The sequence below is a fragment of the Mycolicibacter sinensis genome (assembly GCF_001667375.1).
Taxonomy (GTDB): domain Bacteria; phylum Actinomycetota; class Actinomycetes; order Mycobacteriales; family Mycobacteriaceae; genus Mycobacterium; species Mycobacterium sinense_A.
Genome location: NZ_LZIN01000003.1, coordinates 12,989 through 31,456 on the forward strand (window position 1 = coordinate 12,989; position 18,468 = coordinate 31,456).

Sequence of the window (18,468 nt, forward strand, 5' to 3'; positions counted from 1 at the left end):
CCGGCGCGCTTCGGTCCTGGCGCCGCCTTATCGACAGCCGACCCGCCCGACGATCCCACCACTTACCTGAGCGTCGTAGGCGGAAGACTGACGAACGCGCCAACCGTCGGGGGTCGTGCGGCCGGCTACTACACGTCGGCGAACCTGGGGGCGCCGGTAACCGCCATCGGCGCTCGCTGGACGTTCACCGCGCGGCGCGGGACACCGGGTGTGATGGCCCTGCTGGTCTCTCAGACGGCACTGAACTGGCCGTTACCGGTGCATCTGGTCATAACCCCGAACCGGTGGGGCTTCGGGGTCTGGCCGCCGGCGGGCGCCACACCGAATGGACTGCAGACGCTGCGATCGGGCTGCTTTCGCGTGCCGCTCGACCAGGACGGCACCCGGGTCTATCAGGCGCGGGCCGACATCGACGGCGACCGGGCGGACATCGAGTTGCCGGACGGCCGACACCAGAGGGTGCGCGACTCCCGCATCGGCGAGTGGGCGGGACCGTTCGCGACGTTCGAGGCCTACGCCAATCACGGCTTCACCGACTCGCAGGTGGGGTTCACCGAAATCTGGGCGGCGAGCGCCGGGCCGGTGATCCCCGGCATCAGCCCGGCGTGCCGCGCTTGAACAACATGTCGGTTTGGATCGCCCGCCCGTTCTCATCGCTGACGGCTCCATAGCTGCGGACAAGCTCAAAGCCGTGTTCGCGCAGCCACCCGGTGAGCTCGTCGGCCAGCACCTGCCCTTTGTACAGCTCGATGAACGAGCCCTCCGCACAGACGTAGTCGAAACGGTCGAGCAGTTCGCCGCAGCCGCGCAACGCCTCCAACTCGTAGCCTTGAACGTCGAGCTTCAGCAGCGCCGGCCCGTCGATGGAACCGCCGTCGAGAAACTCGGACAGCGGGCCGATCCGGACCGTCTCGGTCCCCACTTCACCGGTGCCGTGAAAAAGCTGCCGCTGGGTGGCGGTGATGGGCAGCAACGACGACGAATCATCATGGCCGGAGACGTGCATGGTGGACTCTCCGCTCGCCGGGCCCAGCGCGGCGTGGTGCAGCGTGACCCGTGGCTCGTCGGCGAAGACCCGCTGGAACCGCGCCGCGGGCGCTGCGAGCGGTTCCAGCGAGACGATCCGCGCGGCGGGAAAGGCATGCCGGGCGAAGAGTGCGAACTGGCCACGGTTGGCGCCGACGTCGACGACAGTGCGCAATGTCAGCCCCGCGAGTCCTTCGCGGTGCTCGACGGCCGCGGCGACCCGATGCCGCAGCAGGGCGGTCCTATACGGCGCCACCCGCAGGATGGCGAGAAGTTTCGCCGAGCGTCTCATGCGGCGCCTGCCTCTCCGATCGCTTCGGCAATCGATGTGATGAACCCGAGTGCAGCACCCCGCGCTTCGAAGTTGTCCAGGAAGCAGGCCTGCGCGCGCCGGCGCATTTCTGCACGTTCGATGCCGGGCAGTGCTATCCAGCGCTGCAGCAGCGAGGTAGCGCCGGCGAGGGTGTCGGTCTCGACAAGGCCTGCGTCGCAACGCTGAATCTCGCGCCAGATGTTCACTTTGTCGCTGATGAGGACGGGCAGACCGCACGCGAGCGCCTCAGCGATCACAATCCCGAAGTTCTCGGAATGCGATGTCAGCACAAACGCGTCAGCTGATCGGTATGCGCCCCACTTGGCGTCGTCGTTCAGCATCCCGAGAAAGGTGATGCGGTCTGCCACTCGCAGTGATTCGGCGAGCATCCGCAGCTTGGTCTCCGTTCCCGATTCATCAGGTCCTGCCACCACCAAGTGGAGCCGCTCATCTTGATGGCAGATCTGCGCGAACGCCTCGATCAACAGGTCACATCCCTTTTTCGGATGCAACCTGCCGAGGAAGAGCAGGGTGCGAGCGCCTTCAAGGTGCGGGTTCTGCGCCAGGAACACCTCGCGCTGACGCGCCGGATCGCCCGGCGGCCGTTCGATCCCGATACCGACGATGGCTTCCCGCGCCTGGTAGGGCGTGAACGCGGTCCGGGCCAGCCGCCGTTCCTCCTCGCAGGTGTAGAGCACGGCTCGGGCATCGCGGAGTGCTCGATGCTCGAACAGGCGCCAGTAGAGCGATTTCTTGAGGTGTTTACCGGGATAGCGCTGCTCGAACCAGGGATCCAGCGCGCCGTGGACGAAAAGGAAGTACGGCACCCCGGTTCCGCGGCACGCCGCGTGCACCGCTCGGCTCTGGTATTGCCAGATGCCGTGGACGGTCACGGCGTCGTAGTCGGGGACATGCCGTTGCAGCCATAGACTCAACTGCCTTGAGTAGCCGTACCTTCCGCGTGCCGGGCCGAAGGGGCGCGGAGCGCCGGGCAGGTCGGTGAGCCACGGCGCTGACGGGGGATCGGTGGTGACCACGTCGACGCAATGGCCCAACTCGGTCAGGCTTCGGGTGAGCTGATTGACCACGACGCACGGGCCCCCGTAGGTGGGGTTGAGTGTGCCTGCTACCTGAAGCAGACGTACCGGCGGCATCTCACCGGCCTCGGTGCCATCGCAATCGCCACGTAGCACCCAGCGGGCCGTCCTCGATCGACGCCCTGCCGATGACATTCGCCCGCCCGGCGCCGATCACCCGAGTCACGGTGTTGAGCTTATACGCCGTCGGCCCCTCCGCCAGCCCGTTTCCCGGGGTTGGCAAAACTGGAATTTTCTCGCGGATTTAACCCAGGCCCATCGTGGTGCCGATACCGTCGTCACATCGAATAGACACGGGATTGGAGGGCGAGGTGTCAGGTCGTCGTCCGAACAAGTGGCTGTCGGTGATCGCCTGGTTGTTGCCGAACTGTGGCGTCAAACGGTGGGCATTACGGTTGTTGGGCAACGACATCGGACGCGATGTCGTTCTCGGGCCCACTCTTGTACTCAATTGCGGTCCGTTCGCCCTCGCCGGCGGGGTCGTGTTCGGGACCCTCAACATCTTCAAGTCGCTATCCAGCGTCGAGGTCGGCCCGAAGGGGTTCATCGGCAATTACAACCAGTTCACCGCGGCCGCTGAATATCAGCGATACAGCCCGCTGGTGGGCAGGTTGCTGATCGGGGAATCCGGAGTCGTCACGAATCGCCACTACGTCGACTGCTCCGGGCAGGTCATCGTGGAGCCGGGCGCGGCGGTGGGCGGTCTGAAGAGCATCATTCAGAGCCACGAACTCGATCTGATCGAGAACAAGACGGAACCCGGCCGGGTCATCGTGGGCAGGAGGGCGGTGACCTCAACCGGCTGCATCCTCCTCAAGGACTCGGCCCTGCCCGAGCGGTCGGTGCTCGCAGCGGGTTCGGTGCTTCGAAAGGCCAAGAAGGGCGAGACCATGCCGATTGCCGGCCTGTACGGCGGAGTTCCGGCGCGCCTGATCCGGCAGATCGAGAAGTCTGCGTTCTGGGATCGCACCGAGAACTTCACGCCGGCGGCCCTCTTCGATGACGAGAAGTTCCGCGGCGAATAGCGGTTGGCCGCTGGGGGATTCAGTGGGTGGAGTTCGGATGGCTCTCGATGAGTCGTCGGCACCAGCCTTCGTACTCGTTCAGTGCTCGTTCCGCACCCAGCAGCCGACAGGCATAGCGCCGGCCGGAGATGCCTAGTCGCTGGCCGGCTTCGTGGTTGTCAGCCAACCGCACTGCCGCGCCGAGCAGCGCGGCCGGATCTCCGGCGGGGACCACGACACCGGCCTCGGCGTCCCGAATCTCGGCAGCGGTCACTCCGTTGATGTCGGTGGCGGCCAGCACCGGGCGACCGGCCGAAAAATAGGAAGTCAGCTTGCTGGGCGCCGCCATTTCACCCACCCCCGGGCGTTCGTTGACCAGTAGAACGTCTGCGCACGCGAGCGTCTGGCAGTAGTCCTCCTCCGCCAGCGGAGCCTTGAATTCGATCCGTTGTACGCCGTGGGCCGACTGCTGCAGAAGTCTGCGCTGATTGCCGTCGCCCAGCAGCACGAATCGGATATCGACCCGCTGTTCGTCGGCGAGCCGAGCCGCCGCAACGACGTTTTCCAGGCCCTGCTTCGCGCCCATGTTGCCGCTGTGCAGAACGATGCGTTCTCGCGGTAGCCAGCCGTGTTTGATGCGTATCGCCGCTGTGTCGGCGGTACTCGGCGCCTCGACGTGAACCCAGTTTCGGATGACGGCGATTCGCTGGGGGTCTACCCCCATGCTGACTGCGGCCTGCGCAAAGCGATCGTGGATGACGGCGGTACCCGTCGCACGGTTGAAGACCGCCCCCTCGAACCGGGCTGCCGATCCGGCCATCACGGCAGGCATGGCCGTGGTTTCGGCAATACCCTTGCCGTACAGGTCCTGGGCAATGATGCCCACCGGAATGCCGGCCGCCCTGGCGCGGGTGATGACCATGGCGCTGGCCAGCAGTGCTGGACTCACGGTGAGGACTACCTCGGGCTTGTTCCAGCGCGCAGACACCGCGCGCGCACCGAAGGTTGTCTCGAAAACCACCCGGTTGCGGGTCGTGGGGTTGGCGGGTACGTAGTGCGCGAAGCGTCGCACGGCGACGCCGTCGATCGCACGCGCCGGTCCCGACGAGCCGCGATAGGCCGGATCGACGCGCCACTCCGGGTAATGCGGAAGGCCGGTGAGAACCTCGACATCATGTCCGCGAGCCGCCAGACCGACCGCCATAGCGGTGGTGTACGGCGCGATGCCGGATCGCTCCGGCGCATAGTTGATGCCGACGATGCTGATGCGCACGGTCAGGTCCTCGCCGCGCCGGCATTCGCGCGGTACCACGCCACCGTCGACTCAATACCGTCGCGCAGCGGGATTTGAGGTTGCCACCCCAGGCCCCGTAACACGGAGACATCCAACAGCTTGCGCGGTGTGCCGTCCGGCTTGGTGGTATCCCAATCGGTTTCGCCGGTGTAACCGACAGCGTCGGCCACCATGCCGGCGATGTCACGGATGGTGTGGTCGACTCCGGTGCCCACGTTGACGTGAGTCGGGCCGTCGAAATGCTCCAGCAGGCGCAGGCACGCGCGCGCCAGGTCGTCGACATGCAGGAGTTCTCGTCGCGGTTCTCCGCTGCCCCAGTTCGTCACCCGAGGGGCACCACTGGCCCTGGCCTCTTCGTACCTGCGGATCAGGGCAGGCAGTAGATGCGAGCCTGACGGTGAGAAATTGTCACCCGGTCCGTAGAGATTGGTGGGCATTGCAGAGATCCACGAAAGTCCGTATTGACGTCTGACCGCCTGCACCTGAAGGAGACCCGCGATCTTGGCGATCGCGTAAGCCTCGTTCGTCGGCTCCAGCGAACCTGTGAGCAGCGCACTTTCGGTGATGGGCTGTCGGCTGAATTTCGGGTAGATGCACGACGAGCCCAGGAACAACAGCCGCGGCGCCCGGGCGGCCAGTGCGGCGTCGAGCAGATTGACCTGGATCTGGAGGTTCTCGGAGAGAAACTCAGCGGGTTGGCTGCTGTTGGCCATGATGCCGCCGACCTTTGCCGCCGCGTCGATGACGACGGCGGGTCTGGTCGTGAGAAGGAAGTCGAATGTCGCCGCTCGGTCCGTCAGATCGAGCTCGCCGCGTTCCCGCACAACAAGATTCGTGAATCCCTCCGCCTGGAACCTGCGTTCCAGGGCCGACCCGACCAGGCCACGGTGACCGGCGATGTACACCGGTGCGGCACGGTCGAGGGTGCCGGCGGAGATCCCGGCGCTCATGGCAGGCCGGCCGGTGTCGGCACGTCGATCCAGGACTTGCCTTCGCACTCCAAGGCCGCGATATCCGCATCCACCATGAGCTTCGCCAGTCCGGCGGTGTGGGTGACGGCCTTCCAACCGAGCACCTCCGCAGCCTTGGCGGCGTCGCCTATCAGTGCGTCCACCTCGGTAGGCCGCAGATACCGTTCGTCGAATTTGACATGCTTCTGCCAGTCCAGCCCGGCGTGGTCGAATGCGGCCTGGGCAAACTCTTGCACGGTGTAGCCGCGGCCGGTGGCCAGAACGAAGTCGTCCGGGTCGGAAGCTTGCAGCATCCGCCACATCCCTTCGACGTATTCCGGTGCATACCCCCAGTCGCGAACCGCACCGAGATTGCCCATGTAGACCTCGGACTCGATTCCGGCTTGGATGCGTGCCGCAGCGCGGGTGAGTTTGCGGGTCACGAACGTCTCACCGCGCCGCGGCGATTCGTGATTGAAGAGGATGCCGTTCACGGCGAACAAGCCGTACGCTTCGCGATAGTTGCGGGTCACCCAGTAGGAGTACACCTTGGCCGCGCCGTACGGGGATCGCGGATAGTACGGCGTCAGTTCGTTCTGCGGCGGGGGCGATGCCCCGAACATCTCTGAGGAGGACGCTTGGTAGTAGCGACACTGGACCCGGGACAGCCGAACCGCTTCGAGCAATCGCATGGAGCCCATACCGGTGGTGTAGCCGGTGTGCACCGGTTCGTCGAAGCTCACCCGCACGTGCGACTGTGCCGCAAGGTTGTACACCTCGTCGGGTTCGATGGCTCCCAGCAAGGTGACCAAACGGGTACCGTCGCTGAGATCGCCGTAGTGCAGGAACAGTCGTGCGCCGGGGTCGTGCGGATCAACGTAGAGGTGATCGATCCGCACCGTGTTGAACGTCGACGCACGCCGAATCAGGCCGTGGACTTCATATCCTTTGCGCAGCAGCAATTCTGCGAGGTAAGACCCGTCTTGTCCGGTGATCCCGGTAATGAGCGCCCGTTTCGGCCGCGATCTCCCGGGCGTGTTCCCGTTTGTGGTGGTGTTGTGTCGCTCCATCGATGGGCCTCGCAGACAAGGAGAGAAACAGTGGAGTGTCAGGCGTTTTGGTCTCGCGCCTGCATGGCGGACGAGTCCGGCGACGTTGCCGGAGACCCGTTAGGCGAAATGGTTGACGAGGTTGCGGATGCCGATCGGGGCAGCCGCGGCCGCGCCGCAGGCGGGGACGCCGCCAGCGCGTGACTCCTGAGCGGACGCGCATCGTTGAGCACCACTCCGACGAGTTCGGCGCCGACGGCGGCGAGTTGGGCGGCCGATTCATCGCATTCGGAGATTTTCGATCGGCCCTGTCTGGCGACCAGCAGAACCCCATCGGTCCACTGCGCGAGCTCCTCGGCTTCCGGACCGTCGGACAGCGCGGCAGCGTCCACGATGACGTAATCGAACGGGCCTACCAAGCGGTCGAAGAATATCCCGCACGCGCTGGACGCCAGCAGGTCGGCCAGCGTGTCGTCGCTCATGCCTCCGGCGCTGATCACTTTCAAGTTATCGATCGTCGACGGCTGCAGTAGTGGAATCTGGGTGCGGATGGCATCAGCGAGCCCTGGGCCTTCGAAATTTCCGGTACGTTTCGCCACCGCAGGATGGTCGAGATCGGCGTCGACGACGACCACCGTGCTGCCACTCTCGGCCAATGCGGCTGCGAGATTGAGTGCGAGCGTTGACTTTCCGTCACCTCTACGGGGACTCGTCACCAGGATCGTGGTAAGCGAACGTTTCGCATGCGCGACCGCCAGGGCAGTGCGCAGATGCCGGAATGCTCCGGCCGCCGCGGTGGCCGGAGCCCCGAAGTCGATGATCTTCTCGGCGCCGAGGATTTCGTCATGAGGGATGCGTCCGAGCAGCCGTGATCCGAAGAGACTCTCGATATCCCGCCCGTCGCGGACGGTGTTATTGAGCCGCTCACGGGTCAAGGCGGCGGCTGCGCCGATCAACAGACCGCCGAGCGTTGCCAGGATTACGTTCATTAATGTGTTGGGCGCCACGGGATTCGGATTGACCGTGGCCGGGGTCACTGTACTGAGCCTGGCGGCCGGGTGCCCTCCACCGTTGGGGACTTCCAGGAAGGCGACGGTGTCGGTGATCGAGTGGGCCAACGCGCCGGCAAAGCGTCGGGCTACTTCGCGATTCTTATGCTGGGCGCTGATGGTGAACATTTCGCTCTCCGGCACCACCGCGGAGCGTACCGATGCCCGCGCCTCAGCCGTCGTCATGTCAAGGCCGACATCATTGATTGCGCTCGCGATCACCTCGTCGGCGTAGGCCAGTTTGACGTATGAGGTGACCCGGCCCGCCGCGCCCAGCACATTCTCGTAGGGCTGAGCACGGCCTTCGCCGTTCGTACCCGCCGTCACGTACAGGGTTGCGGTGGCTTCGTAGACCGGCGTCTGCAGCGAACACACGAGCAGCGTCAGCAAACCGAAGACGACCGGGATGCCAACGGTGAGCTTCCACTCGCGGACAAGGACGTTTAGCCAGTCTCGCTTGCCGGCCGACTCGGTAGTTTCCATCCCGGGTCCCTCATCTCAGCGGCGATAAGAGTCATACTGCATGATTTACCCGGACCTAACATACCGCGTGTTGACCTTCGAGAGTATCCCCCAGATGATGGTTATGCCGCCGATCGCTCGAGACGAACGGGAGATGGTCAGCATGTGCAGCAGCGGAAGGCCCTGCGCTGTCACGTGGGGGGTCCCCGGCGGATGGCGAGCCTGACGGACGGACGGGTGTCCCGGGGGAATGCCCCGGGGGCGGTGGCGTTTCCGCCGTGGCTGGCGAAGGCGGTGGTGGGTTCCTTCCTGGTGGCATCCTTCACCGCGACGTGGGGCGGCATCCACCTCGGCGGTATTCAGCCGGCCGACGTTTTTCTTCTTTTCGCCTTCGTCGTTGCGGCGGCGATGGCGGTATTCGGGAATCTGCGCTTCCGTATTCCCCGATGGCTCTGGGCGCCGGCTGTCTCGTTGCTCATATGCGCAGCCGCCTTGACATACCGTCCTATTCCCGCCGCGTCTTTTGCAGTGCGGTACGAGCACACCCTTCAAAGCGCAGGTGTCGATGTCTCCAGCACGCCGGGCAGTATCGTCAAGTCGGCATTCTGGGTGATCGCGCTGGTGGTCGTGCCGATCGTCGCTCTCGCCGCCACGGCACTGGAGTCACGCGCACCGGAGTGGATTGCCGCGTCTTTCCTTGCGGGGGTGTGCGTTTCCAGTCTTATCGCCCTGACTGATCTGACGAAACTCACCCATTTCGCGCGTTCGCTCGATTACCAGTTCGACTCCGATAGGCAAACCGGCCTCTCCGACCACCCCAATACGCTCGGCTTGGTCTGCGTCATCGCAACACCCTTCGCGGTGCACCTCATCAGCAAGTCGCGACGTCGCTGGCTGCCATGTCTCGCGCTGGTGCTGCTCGGCGGGGGCGTGGTGGCGTCCGGGTCGCGAGGGGCGCAACTGGCCTTGCCAGTCGCGGTACTCGCCGCGGTCTTCGCCTCGCCACATAAGAAGAAGGTCGTGGGGTGGCTGGCGGTTACCCTCGTAGCGTCGTTCGTCGGCGTAGTCACTGTCCTGGGCCAATTGGTCCCTGGAATTCTCGACAAACTGTTTCGGTTCGGAGCCGGCATCACGTTGCCGGGGGTGAGTACCAGTGCATCCAGTGATGAAGAGCGCAGCCAGCTTTACGCTCAAGCTTGGTCCGACTTCGAAAATCATCCTTTGTTCGGCATCGGAATAAAACACATCAACGAAGCGCACAACATCTATCTGCAGATCGTGTCGGCCGGGGGGAGCGTTCTTCTCGTCGGGATGCTTGTTTATTGGTTCGGCACGATCCAATCGTGCCGGGTGGCGAAGCGCGAGGGCGAAGTGCTCGGGGCCTATCTGCTGATATCGGTTGTGGCATGGCTGTCCATCGGTGCGGTGGAGAATCAGCTGACCGACCGTTTTCTGTATTACATGGTGGGCTGCGCAGCAGCGATCGTCGCGGTCAACCGCGTCGAGGCCTCGGCAGATCGGATGACGGGGTCGGTGACGCCGGCTCGGCTTTCGACGATCCAGCCGCGGCCATTGTGGGCCCGGCATGCGGCGCTACGCCCTGACACCGGGACGGCGGGTCCGCAACGATGACCTCGCCCGACATTCCCTCGCCGGACGAAGCCAGGGGAATGCCGGTTCGGCCGAAATCGCGCGCCAAGCAGACGGCGGCGGCGATTCTCGGTTGCGTTGTCACCTCGGCGGCGACCGTCCTGCTGGCGGTGCTGATCGTCGTCGGCACCGGCGGGTATCTGTGGCTGGGACGGGTCGGTGATGACGCGCTGCAGCACGCCGATGCCGTTGTCGTGCTGGCGGGGGCACATGATGGCCGCGAATCATATGGCCTTGCGGTGGCTCGGCAGGTCTCCGCGGCAGTACTGGTGCTGTCCAACCCCTATGCCGCCGACGACCCGGTCATGCGGCGTGCCTGCGCCGGTTCTGGCCAGGGTATTACGGTCATCTGCCGCCGCCCGGCACCGGCGACCACGCGTGGGGAGGCGCTGGCGGCCCGTCAATTGGCGACCGAACGGCACTGGAAGCGGATCATCGTGGTCAGTTGGCGCCATCACCTCCCGCGGGCGCGGCTCGTTTTCTCACAATGTTTTGCGGATCGGCCCGGCGTCGTGATCATGCGAGCAGTGCCGCGCGATGAACCGATGTCGCTCGCGGAGTGGGAGGGCACGTCGCTGTATCAGGAGTTGGCGTTTCTCAAGGCGCGCTTCCAGGGCAGCTGCGGCGAGCCGGATCATGCGAGGGGTGTGTAGCGCACCCAGTCGACAAGCATCGTGGCCGGGAACGGGGTCGAAGCGTCCGGCATCCCGTAGGGCCCGCCGATCGGCATGCTGAGGATAACGAACATCGGGTTGTCGTTGAATGTCCATGGCGTACCGGGCGGCAGCGACGCCGGCGTCCAAGTACCCACCAGCTGTCCGTCCATGAAGGTGGAGATTTCGTCGGGCCGCCAATTCAGCGAATACTCATGCCAACCCGTACCGACGGCGAGCGGCACGCGGAACGGCAGCAGGTACCCGCCGACGCCGTGCAGGGTCGACCCCCCGTCGGGCAATTCCATGATGTCGATTTCGCCGGCATCCGGCCAACCCACCGTCCCGACGTTGGAGCCCAACAGCCAGAACGTGGGCCGCAGGCCTGAGCCGGCAGGCAGCTTGATGCGGGCGGCGACCGTGCCGAAGCAGAAGTCCAGCTGGCCGGGGGTGTTCAGCCAAGCGCTGCTGTACGGGAACGTGCCGAATCCTGGCACGTCGACCGGCTCGTTGAAGGCATTGATCGCGAGGTTCCCGTTGCCGTCCAGGGACGCGTTGCGCGGACTGTTGGTGTATGCCTGCAGTTGGCCGTCCGTGCCGCCGGCGCCCAGGAAGTAGCTCCACAGCTGCGGATTGGGCGGCGCACCGGCCGGACCGGAGAAGTCGTCGACGACGGCCGGCGGTGCCGGGGGACAGGCGTTTCCGGCGTCCGCGCGGCTGACCGCGTTCCTGTCGTCGGCCCCCAGAGGAACGCCGAAGACCAACCACATGGCCAGCGCGGCTGCGGCTGATTTCAGCAGACTCGTCCAGCGCGGGCGGTGGCGATCGCGCCGGTTGGCGGTCACTTCGCCACCAGCGATAACGGCGACTTCTCCTCGGGGCGTGCGGGCAGGCCGTCATGCCGGCGCCTGATGCCGTGTCCCAGAAGCCCAGCCACCCGAACAGCCGCCCCTCTGCAGGCGCCGATCGCTTTCGCGTGCCAGGCGACGTCGCTCAATCCCGGGCTCGGACGTCGGGTGACCGCGGCCAGCTCCGCCTCAACGGCGCCCACCCGTACTGCGAGCTGGTCTTGGTCGGGTAGTTCCCGTGACGGCACCACCAGCGCTGGCCGCCGCATCGGGGTCGGCAGGCTGGCTCGGACCGCCGCCAACTGGTGACCCATCAGGCGGCTGAGGCCGGCCGCGGTCCAGAAGTCCTTACCCAGCGGCTCGCTGCTGTGATAGCGCACCCACGCCGACACCTCGGCCCGGCCTGCGGTGGCGGTCAGCCGAACTGTCATCACGGTGGCATCGGTGTCTTGCCGGCACAGCATGTTCAGGTTGCCTGACGTGATGCGTCGAGGCGCCACCCAGAAGCTGGTCACGTACTTGTCGAGGTGCCGGAGGTTACACAGTCCCGGCCGGATCGGAGTCCGTTGTAGGCCCGCCCGCACAGCGGCGTCCACCCGGGCGAACTCGTCCCCAGCCACCGGCCGGGCCGTGCAGCGCCGGGCGTTCAGATCACCGGTGAGCCGTTCGACGGCGGCTGCCAAGGTGGAGGCCACCGAATCACGCGCCGCGATCGCGGCAACGTTGTGCTGGGTATCCATCCGCAAGACCAGCCACGTTCCGCTCTGGCCTCCGGTGGGGTGACCGTCCACGTTGTGCGGCGCCGGCGGACCGGTGCGCTCGGTGGGGTTGCGCTTTCGGACCGAGACGATGTCGATGGCATCGAGGCGCACATCGAACTGGCGCAGCGCCGCGGCGACCGCGGGAACCGGCAAGGTGGCCGGCGAGCCGGTCGGCCACTGGCCCCCACCCGGTGACATGTCTGCGGCATCGTTGACGGCGATCGCCGCGACGAGTTGGCCGCGGAGCTCACGCATGCCTACCACTCCGTGCCCGAAGCGGCGCCAGTGGTCAATGCCCGGGAGGCTTCCCGGGATCGACGCCGGCTGCGTTGCCGCCGCCGACTGCCGCCAGTAGCGGAACCAGCTCCACAACCACTTGGCGAGCGCAGGGATGACCGTCACGCCGTGGTAGGTGAGTGCCGCTGCGATCGTCACCGTCGCCGCGGCGGTGACGCCCAACCACCACACCACGGTCGCCGGTCGGCCATCGGGCAGGTGACTGATCGCCACCAGCACAGCGACGTCGAAGAGGAACGTCGCGGTGACTCCCCGCCATGAGCTGACCAGACCGAGTGGGCGTCGCTGCTCATCTTGGCGTGGCGGTGAATGCCCCGGCAGCGCGGCTCGAGCGAACATGCTGCCCATCGGGGTCCCCGGAGCGTGCTGCGAATCGCCGTTTGCCGCATAGGTTCGGGTAGGGGGAGTTCCCAGGTCCGCGCGAAATTGAAGCTGGCTAGGCCATTTCGGAAGGATCATGGGCCCTCGCTGGCGCATCTGAGGCATCGATCCGGGGCGGGCGCGACCCCAATCCCCAACCGAGTGACTGCCGGTATGGAAGGGAGTCTAGAACATCCAAAGGGCATGTACCAGGGGATTGCTCCGTCGCCAGGACTCGAACCTGAACTATCTGAACCAAAATCAGAGGTGCTGCCGATTACACCACGACGGATGGAGTGCAAGGAGACTCTACCGAACTCGATATCCTGGATCGTGTGGCTGCTCTGGACAGGGATAGTAGGCCCCCTCGGGCCCGGATGACCGGCAGCGAGCGCCGGCACCAACTCATCGACGTCGCCCGGTCGCTGTTCGCCGAGCGCGGCTATGAGGGCACCTCCATCGAGGAGATCGCGCTGCGCGCCAACGTGTCGAAACCGGTGGTCTACGAGCACTTCGGCGGCAAAGAGGGGCTATACGCCGTGGTGGTCGACCGGGAGATGTCGGCGTTGCTGGACGGCATCACCACGTCGCTGACCCAGTCGACCAACAACCAATCGAGACTGCGGGTCGAACGGGTCGCGCTGGCGCTGCTGACCTACGTCGACGAACACACCGACGGTTTCCGGATCCTGATCCGCGACTCCCCGGCCTCGATCAGTTCCGGCAGCTATTCCACCCTGCTCAACGATGCGATCGGCCAGGTGTCGTCGATTCTGGCCGGCGATTTCTCCCGACGCGGCCTGGATCCGGAGACCGCCCCGCTGTATGCCCAGGCGTTGGTCGGTTCGGTGTCGATGACGGCCCAGTGGTGGCTGGATGTGCGCGAACCCAAAAAGGAAGTGGTGGCCGCGCACTTGGTCAATCTGTGCTGGAACGGACTGTCGCACTTGGAGGTCGATCCGGCCTTGCACGACGAATAAGGCATGCACCCCAACGCAAATCGGCGCCCGGCTCAGCACCGCCTAGAATTGTCCGCATCATGACCGCACCGGGGCACCAGACTGTCCAGACCCCGATCGCGGGGCTCGTCGAAGCCGCACTGAGCGCGCCGACCTTCGCCGATCTCATCGAGCGTGCCGGCAACCGGCCCGCAGAGCTCAACCTGGTCGGTCCGGCCGCGGCCCGGCCCTTCGCCGCCGCCGCGCTGGCCCGCAACAGCGCGCTGCTGGTGGTCACCGCCACCGGCCACGAGGCTGACGATCTGACCAGCGAACTGCGCGGGGTCTACGGCGACACGGTGGCGCTGTTCCCGTCCTGGGAGACGCTGCCGCACGAGCGGCTCTCACCCGGCGTGGACACCGTGGGGGCCCGGATGCTGCTGCTGCGCAGGCTGGCGCGGCCCGACGACGCCCGGCTGGGGCAGCCGCTGCGTGTGGTGGTGACCACGGCCCGTTCGCTGCTGCAACCGTTGACCGCGCAACTGGACGCGATCGAACCGGTCATCCTGGCCGTCGGCGACGAGACCCCCTTCGAGGCGGTGATCGCCCGGCTGGTCGAGCTGGCCTACACCCGGGTGGACCTGGTCGGAAAACGCGGCGAGTTCGCGGTGCGCGGCGGGATCCTCGACATCTTCCCGCCGACCGCCGAGCACCCGGTGCGTGTCGAGTTCTGGGGCGACGAGATCACCGAGATGCGGCCGTTCGCGGTGGCCGACCAGCGCTCCATCCCCGAGATCGAGGCGGGCACCGTGGTGGCGGTGGCCTGCCGGGAGCTGCTGCTCACCGACGACGTCCGGGAGCGGGCCATGGAAATGTCGTCGCTGGCCCGAGACCAGCCGCACGCCGAGGGCAACGCCGTCGCCGGCACTGTCGGCGACATGCTGGCCAAGCTCGCCGAGGGCATCCCGGTCGACGGGATGGAGGCGCTGGGTCCGGTGCTGCGGCCCGGCCCGCAGGCCCTGCTGACCGACCAGCTCGGCGCCGGCACACCGGTGCTGATCTGCGACCCGGAGAAGGTCCGCGCCCGCGGCGCCGACCTGATCAAGACCGGCCGCGAGTTCCTGGAGGCGTCCTGGTCGGTCGCAGCGATCGGCGGCGACGCGCCGATCGACATCGAGCAGCTGGGCGGGTCGGGGTTCCGCGAGCTCGACGAAGCGCACGCCGCGGCAGTCGATAGTGGCCATCCGTGGTGGACGCTGAGTCAGCTCTCCGACGAGGCGGCGATCCAACTCGAGGTGCGCCCGTCGCCGTCGGCGCGGGGCCGACAGCGCGACATCGACGAGATCTTTGCCATGCTGCGCGCGCACGTCACGACCGGTGGCACCGCGGCGATCGTGACTCCCGGTGTCGGCACCGCACGGCGGCTGGTGGAGCAGTTGGCCGAATCCGACACTGCGGCAACGTTGTTGGAGCCCGGCGCGGCCCCCAAGTCCGGGGTGGTCGGGGTGCTGGCCGGGCCGCTGCACACCGGTCTGGTGATCGCGGGCGCCAATTTGGTCATCGTCACCGAGACCGACCTGACCGGCAATCGGGTCGCCGGACCCGAGGGTAAGCGGCTGGCGGCCAAGCGCCGCAACGCCGTCGACCCGCTGGCGCTGACCGCAGGCGACCTGGTGGTGCACGATCAGCACGGCATCGGCAAGTTCGTCGAGATGACCGAGCGCACCGTGGGTGGGGCGCGCCGCGAATACCTGGTGCTGGAATACGCCTCGGGCAAACGGGGCGCCAACGGCACCGACAAGCTCTACGTGCCGATGGACTCGCTGGATCAGCTGTCACGCTACGTCGGCGGGCAGGCGCCGGCGCTGTCGCGGCTCGGCGGCAGCGACTGGAGCCAGACCAAGACCAAGGCTCGCAAGGCGGTGCGCGAGATCGCCGACGAGCTCGTCGCGCTCTACGCCAAGCGCCAAGCCGCGCCTGGCCATGCGTTCGCCCCGGACACCCCGTGGCAGGCCGAGATGGAGGACGCCTTCGGGTTCACCGAGACCGTCGACCAGCTCACCGCGATCGGCGAGGTCAAGGCCGACATGGAAAAGCCGGTCCCGATGGACCGGGTGATCTGCGGTGACGTCGGCTACGGCAAGACCGAAATCGCGGTGCGGGCGGCGTTCAAGGCCGTCCAGGACGGCAAGCAGGTCGCGGTGCTGGTGCCCACCACGCTGCTGTCCGACCAGCACCTGCAGACATTCAGCACCCGGATGGCCGGGTTCCCGGTGACGGTCAAGGGCCTGTCCCGGTTCACCGACCCTAAAGAGTCCAAGGCGGTGATCGACGGCCTGGCCGACGGCTCCGTCGACGTCGTGATCGGCACTCACCGGCTGCTGCAGACCGGCGTGCGCTGGAAGAATCTCGGCCTGGTGATCGTCGACGAGGAGCAACGCTTCGGCGTCGAGCACAAGGAGCACATCAAAGCGCTGCGCACCCACGTCGATGTGCTCACCATGAGCGCCACCCCGATCCCGCGCACCCTGGAGATGAGCCTGGCCGGCATCCGGGAGATGTCGACGATCCTGACCCCGCCCGAAGACCGCTACCCGGTGCTGACCTATGTCGGCCCGCACGACGAGAAGCAGGTGGCGGCGGCGTTGCGGCGCGAGTTGCTGCGTGACGGCCAGGTCTTCTACGTGCACAACCGGGTCCGCTCCATCGACGCGGCGGCCGCCCGGGTGCGCGCGCTGGTGCCCGAGGCCCGGGTCATTGTCGCGCACGGCCAGATGCCCGAGGAACTGCTGGAGACCGCCGTGCAGGGCTTCTGGAACCGCGAGTACGACATCCTGGTGTGCACCACGATCATCGAGACCGGTCTGGACATCTCCAACGCCAACACCCTGATCGTCGAACGCGCCGACACCTTCGGGCTCTCCCAGCTACACCAGCTGCGGGGCCGGGTGGGCCGCAGCCGGGAACGCGGCTACGCCTACTTCCTCTACCCGCGTGAATCGCCGCTGACCGAGACCGCCCACGACCGGCTGGCCACCATCGCCCAGAACAACGAACTCGGTGCCGGGATGGCAGTGGCGATGAAGGACCTGGAGATCCGTGGCGCGGGCAACGTGCTGGGTGTGGAGCAGTCCGGGCACGTCGCCGGGGTGGGCTTCGACCTGTATGTGCGGCTGGTCGGGGAGGCCGTCGAGGCCTATCGGGCGGCGTTCAACGGCGAGACCGTCACCAGCGAGGAGACCAAGGACGTCCGCATCGACCTGCCCGTCGACGCCCACCTGCCGCCGGAGTACATCAACTCCGACCGGCTGCGGCTGGAGGCCTACCGGCGGCTGGCCGCTGCCCCCGATGATCAGGCGATCAACGCCGTCATCGACGAACTGACCGACCGGTACGGGCCGCTGCCCGAGCCGGCGAGCCGGCTGGTGGCGGTGGCCCGGCTGCGGCTGCTGTGCCGCAGCGTCGGTATCACCGAGGTCAGCGTTGCCTCGGCGACGACGCTGCGGCTGGCCCCCATGACGCTGGCCGATTCGGCGCAGTTGCGACTCAAGCGGCTGCACCCGTCCGCCAGCTACCGCGCCACCACCGCCACCGTGCAGGTCCCCATCCCTCGCGCCGGCTCTTCGGTCGGCGCAGCGCGGATCCGCGATATCGAACTGGTCCAGATGGTGGCCGACCTGATCTCGGCGCTGGAGGGCAAGCCGCAGGGCCATGTCGATGTGGCGGCGGCGGTTCCGGAAGCCGCCCCGGCCGGCCGACGATGACCGTCGTCCTGGTCGACCCGCGCCGGCCCTCGTTGGTGCCGGTGGAAGCTCTGGCGCTGCTGACCGGCGACGTCGTCTACACCGAGGAACTGCCGATCGCGGTGCCGTGGTCGCTACCGTCGGCCCGGTCGGTGCTCTCCGGTGACTGCGGGCAGGCCGCGGTGCTGTTGTCTTCGGACCGCGACCATCCCGCCGTCGTGGCGCGGCTGGCGGCCGGCGAGACGCTGATCGCCGCACCGGATGCGCCGCCGGGGGAGCGGTTGGTCGACGCGGTCGCGATCATGGACCGGTTGCGCACCGCCGGCCCGTGGGAGAGCGAGCAGACCCATGATTCCCTGCGGCGGTTCTTGCTCGAGGAGACCTACGAGTTGTTCGACGCGGTGCGCAGCGGGGACGCCGAGGAGCTGTGCGAAGAGCTCGGCGACGTGCTGCTGCAGGTGCTGTTCCACGCCCGCATCGCCGAGGATGCCCCCGAGCACCCGTTCGGCATTGACGACGTCGCCGACGCACTGCTGCGCAAGCTGGGCAATCGGGTGCCGACAGTGCTTGCCGGCCAGGAGATCTCGCTCGAAGACCAAGTGACGCAGTGGCACGAACGAAAAGCACTGGAGAAGGCGTCCCGGAACTCGATCATGGACGACCTGTCGACCGCCCAGCCGGCATTGGCGTTGGCCAGCAAGGTGCTGCAGCGCGTCACCCGTGCCGGTCTGCCCGCCGAGCTGATCCCCGACGCGATCACCGCGGTCACCATCACCGCTGACGGAGACGTCGAAAACCGTTTGCGCACAGCAATTTTGGAATTCATGGATACCGTCCGCGATGTCGAGGAGGCGATCGCGGCGGCGCGCGGCGGCGGCGTGGACGTTCTCGATGATCCCGCGCCCCTCGGTGAGATCAGCGAGGCGGAGTGGCGCACGCACTGGCCCCAGTGGTAGTGCCTAACGCCGAGGCTG

The 18,468-nt window shown here is 66.7% G+C and carries 15 protein-coding genes and 1 tRNA gene; 7 read left to right on the forward strand and 9 right to left on the reverse strand.

Going from position 1 to position 18,468, the window contains the following annotated elements; translation table 11 throughout:
- Positions 1-213 precede the first annotated feature (213 nt).
- Entirely contained in the window at positions 214-618 is a 405-nt protein-coding gene (locus tag A5771_RS22920) for a hypothetical protein (RefSeq protein ID WP_131808873.1), read from the forward strand.
- On the opposite strand, the gene A5771_RS00495 is transcribed toward A5771_RS22920, so the two are convergent.
- Together A5771_RS00495 and A5771_RS00500 are read right to left on the reverse strand one after the other, a co-directional pair.
- Positions 596-1,318 carry an FkbM family methyltransferase gene (locus A5771_RS00495; protein WP_064853246.1) on the reverse strand — a complete coding sequence of 241 codons (723 nt, stop codon included), beginning with the start codon at positions 1,316-1,318 and terminating at the stop codon, positions 596-598. The two genes, A5771_RS22920 and A5771_RS00495, sit on opposite strands and share 23 nt — an antisense overlap.
- Positions 1,315-2,571, reverse strand: a complete 1,257-nt coding sequence (locus A5771_RS00500; RefSeq protein ID WP_342707846.1) for a glycosyltransferase — start codon at positions 2,569-2,571, stop codon at positions 1,315-1,317. The genes A5771_RS00495 and A5771_RS00500 overlap by 4 nt, the downstream gene beginning before the upstream one ends.
- 176 nt (positions 2,572-2,747) lie before the next feature.
- Here A5771_RS00500 and A5771_RS00505 point away from each other — a divergent pair, with 176 nt between their 5' ends.
- The gene (locus A5771_RS00505) at positions 2,748-3,461 is read left to right on the forward strand and encodes a hypothetical protein (protein ID WP_064853271.1); all 714 of its coding nucleotides are present in this window, start codon (positions 2,748-2,750) and stop codon (positions 3,459-3,461) included.
- Between the two features lie 19 nt (positions 3,462-3,480).
- On the opposite strand, the gene A5771_RS00510 is transcribed toward A5771_RS00505, so the two are convergent.
- The 4 genes from A5771_RS00510 to A5771_RS00525 are packed head-to-tail and all read right to left on the reverse strand — an operon-like array spanning position 3,481 to position 8,265.
- Positions 3,481-4,713 (reverse strand): glycosyltransferase, encoded by a 1,233-nt coding sequence (locus tag A5771_RS00510; RefSeq protein WP_064853272.1) that lies wholly within the window; start codon positions 4,711-4,713, stop codon positions 3,481-3,483.
- Between the two features lie 2 nt (positions 4,714-4,715).
- Positions 4,716-5,684, reverse strand: coding sequence for a GDP-L-fucose synthase family protein (locus tag A5771_RS00515; protein WP_064853247.1), 969 nt, complete (start codon positions 5,682-5,684; stop codon positions 4,716-4,718).
- The gene (gmd, locus tag A5771_RS00520) at positions 5,681-6,754 is read right to left on the reverse strand and encodes a GDP-mannose 4,6-dehydratase (RefSeq protein ID WP_064853248.1); all 1,074 of its coding nucleotides are present in this window, start codon (positions 6,752-6,754) and stop codon (positions 5,681-5,683) included. The genes A5771_RS00515 and gmd overlap by 4 nt, the downstream gene beginning before the upstream one ends.
- 38 nt (positions 6,755-6,792) lie before the next feature.
- Positions 6,793-8,265, reverse strand: a complete 1,473-nt coding sequence (locus tag A5771_RS00525) for a polysaccharide biosynthesis tyrosine autokinase (protein WP_064853249.1) — start codon at positions 8,263-8,265, stop codon at positions 6,793-6,795.
- 192 nt (positions 8,266-8,457) lie between these two features.
- Between A5771_RS00525 and A5771_RS00530 the strand changes: the two genes are divergently transcribed.
- Together A5771_RS00530 and A5771_RS00535 are read left to right on the forward strand one after the other, a co-directional pair.
- Positions 8,458-9,876, forward strand: a complete 1,419-nt coding sequence (locus A5771_RS00530; protein ID WP_131808874.1) for an O-antigen ligase family protein — start codon at positions 8,458-8,460, stop codon at positions 9,874-9,876.
- Positions 9,873-10,547: a YdcF family protein gene (locus A5771_RS00535; protein ID WP_234782879.1), complete on the forward strand. Its 675-nt coding sequence runs from the start codon at positions 9,873-9,875 to the stop codon at positions 10,545-10,547. The genes A5771_RS00530 and A5771_RS00535 overlap by 4 nt, the downstream gene beginning before the upstream one ends.
- Here A5771_RS00535 and A5771_RS00540 read toward each other — a convergent pair.
- The 3 genes from A5771_RS00540 to A5771_RS00550 all read right to left on the reverse strand — a co-directional run bounded on the left by A5771_RS00540 (position 10,529) and on the right by A5771_RS00550 (position 13,105).
- Positions 10,529-11,392, reverse strand: coding sequence for a glycoside hydrolase family 16 protein (locus A5771_RS00540; RefSeq protein WP_234782880.1), 864 nt, complete (start codon positions 11,390-11,392; stop codon positions 10,529-10,531). The two genes, A5771_RS00535 and A5771_RS00540, sit on opposite strands and share 19 nt — an antisense overlap.
- Complete coding sequence (eccE, locus tag A5771_RS00545) at positions 11,389-12,792, reverse strand: type VII secretion protein EccE (RefSeq protein WP_082946980.1); 1,404 nt, start codon at positions 12,790-12,792, stop codon at positions 11,389-11,391. The genes A5771_RS00540 and eccE overlap by 4 nt, the downstream gene beginning before the upstream one ends.
- A 241-nt stretch (positions 12,793-13,033) precedes the next feature.
- Positions 13,034-13,105 (reverse strand) — tRNA-Gln (locus tag A5771_RS00550).
- A gap of 85 nt (positions 13,106-13,190) precedes the next feature.
- Here A5771_RS00550 and A5771_RS00555 point away from each other — a divergent pair.
- The 3 genes from A5771_RS00555 to A5771_RS00565 are packed head-to-tail and all read left to right on the forward strand — an operon-like array spanning position 13,191 to position 18,450.
- Positions 13,191-13,793, forward strand: coding sequence for a TetR/AcrR family transcriptional regulator (locus tag A5771_RS00555; RefSeq protein ID WP_064853253.1), 603 nt, complete (start codon positions 13,191-13,193; stop codon positions 13,791-13,793).
- Between the two features lie 59 nt (positions 13,794-13,852).
- On the forward strand, positions 13,853-17,515 hold the full coding sequence (gene mfd, locus A5771_RS00560) for a transcription-repair coupling factor (protein ID WP_064853254.1): 3,663 nt from the start codon (positions 13,853-13,855) through the stop codon (positions 17,513-17,515).
- Entirely contained in the window at positions 17,512-18,450 is a 939-nt protein-coding gene (locus A5771_RS00565; protein ID WP_064853255.1) for a nucleoside triphosphate pyrophosphohydrolase, read from the forward strand. The genes mfd and A5771_RS00565 overlap by 4 nt, the downstream gene beginning before the upstream one ends.
- The last annotated feature ends 18 nt before the right edge of the window (positions 18,451-18,468 follow it).

Coding starts and splice junctions, on each gene's coding strand:
- A5771_RS00495 (WP_064853246.1), bottom strand. CDS start 1,318: ATGAGACGCTCGGCGAAACTTCTCGCCATCCTGCGGGTGGCGCCGTAT.
- eccE (WP_082946980.1), bottom strand. CDS start 12,792: ATGTTCGCTCGAGCCGCGCTGCCGGGGCATTCACCGCCACGCCAAGAT.
- A5771_RS22920 (WP_131808873.1), top strand. CDS start 214: ATGGCCCTGCTGGTCTCTCAGACGGCACTGAACTGGCCGTTACCGGTG.
- A5771_RS00515 (WP_064853247.1), bottom strand. CDS start 5,684: ATGAGCGCCGGGATCTCCGCCGGCACCCTCGACCGTGCCGCACCGGTG.
- A5771_RS00500 (WP_342707846.1), bottom strand. CDS start 2,571: ATGTCATCGGCAGGGCGTCGATCGAGGACGGCCCGCTGGGTGCTACGT.
- gmd (WP_064853248.1), bottom strand. CDS start 6,754: ATGGAGCGACACAACACCACCACAAACGGGAACACGCCCGGGAGATCG.
- A5771_RS00555 (WP_064853253.1), top strand. CDS start 13,191: ATGACCGGCAGCGAGCGCCGGCACCAACTCATCGACGTCGCCCGGTCG.
- A5771_RS00535 (WP_234782879.1), top strand. CDS start 9,873: ATGACCTCGCCCGACATTCCCTCGCCGGACGAAGCCAGGGGAATGCCG.
- A5771_RS00525 (WP_064853249.1), bottom strand. CDS start 8,265: ATGGAAACTACCGAGTCGGCCGGCAAGCGAGACTGGCTAAACGTCCTT.
- A5771_RS00565 (WP_064853255.1), top strand. CDS start 17,512: ATGACCGTCGTCCTGGTCGACCCGCGCCGGCCCTCGTTGGTGCCGGTG.
- mfd (WP_064853254.1), top strand. CDS start 13,853: ATGACCGCACCGGGGCACCAGACTGTCCAGACCCCGATCGCGGGGCTC.
- A5771_RS00530 (WP_131808874.1), top strand. CDS start 8,458: ATGGCGAGCCTGACGGACGGACGGGTGTCCCGGGGGAATGCCCCGGGG.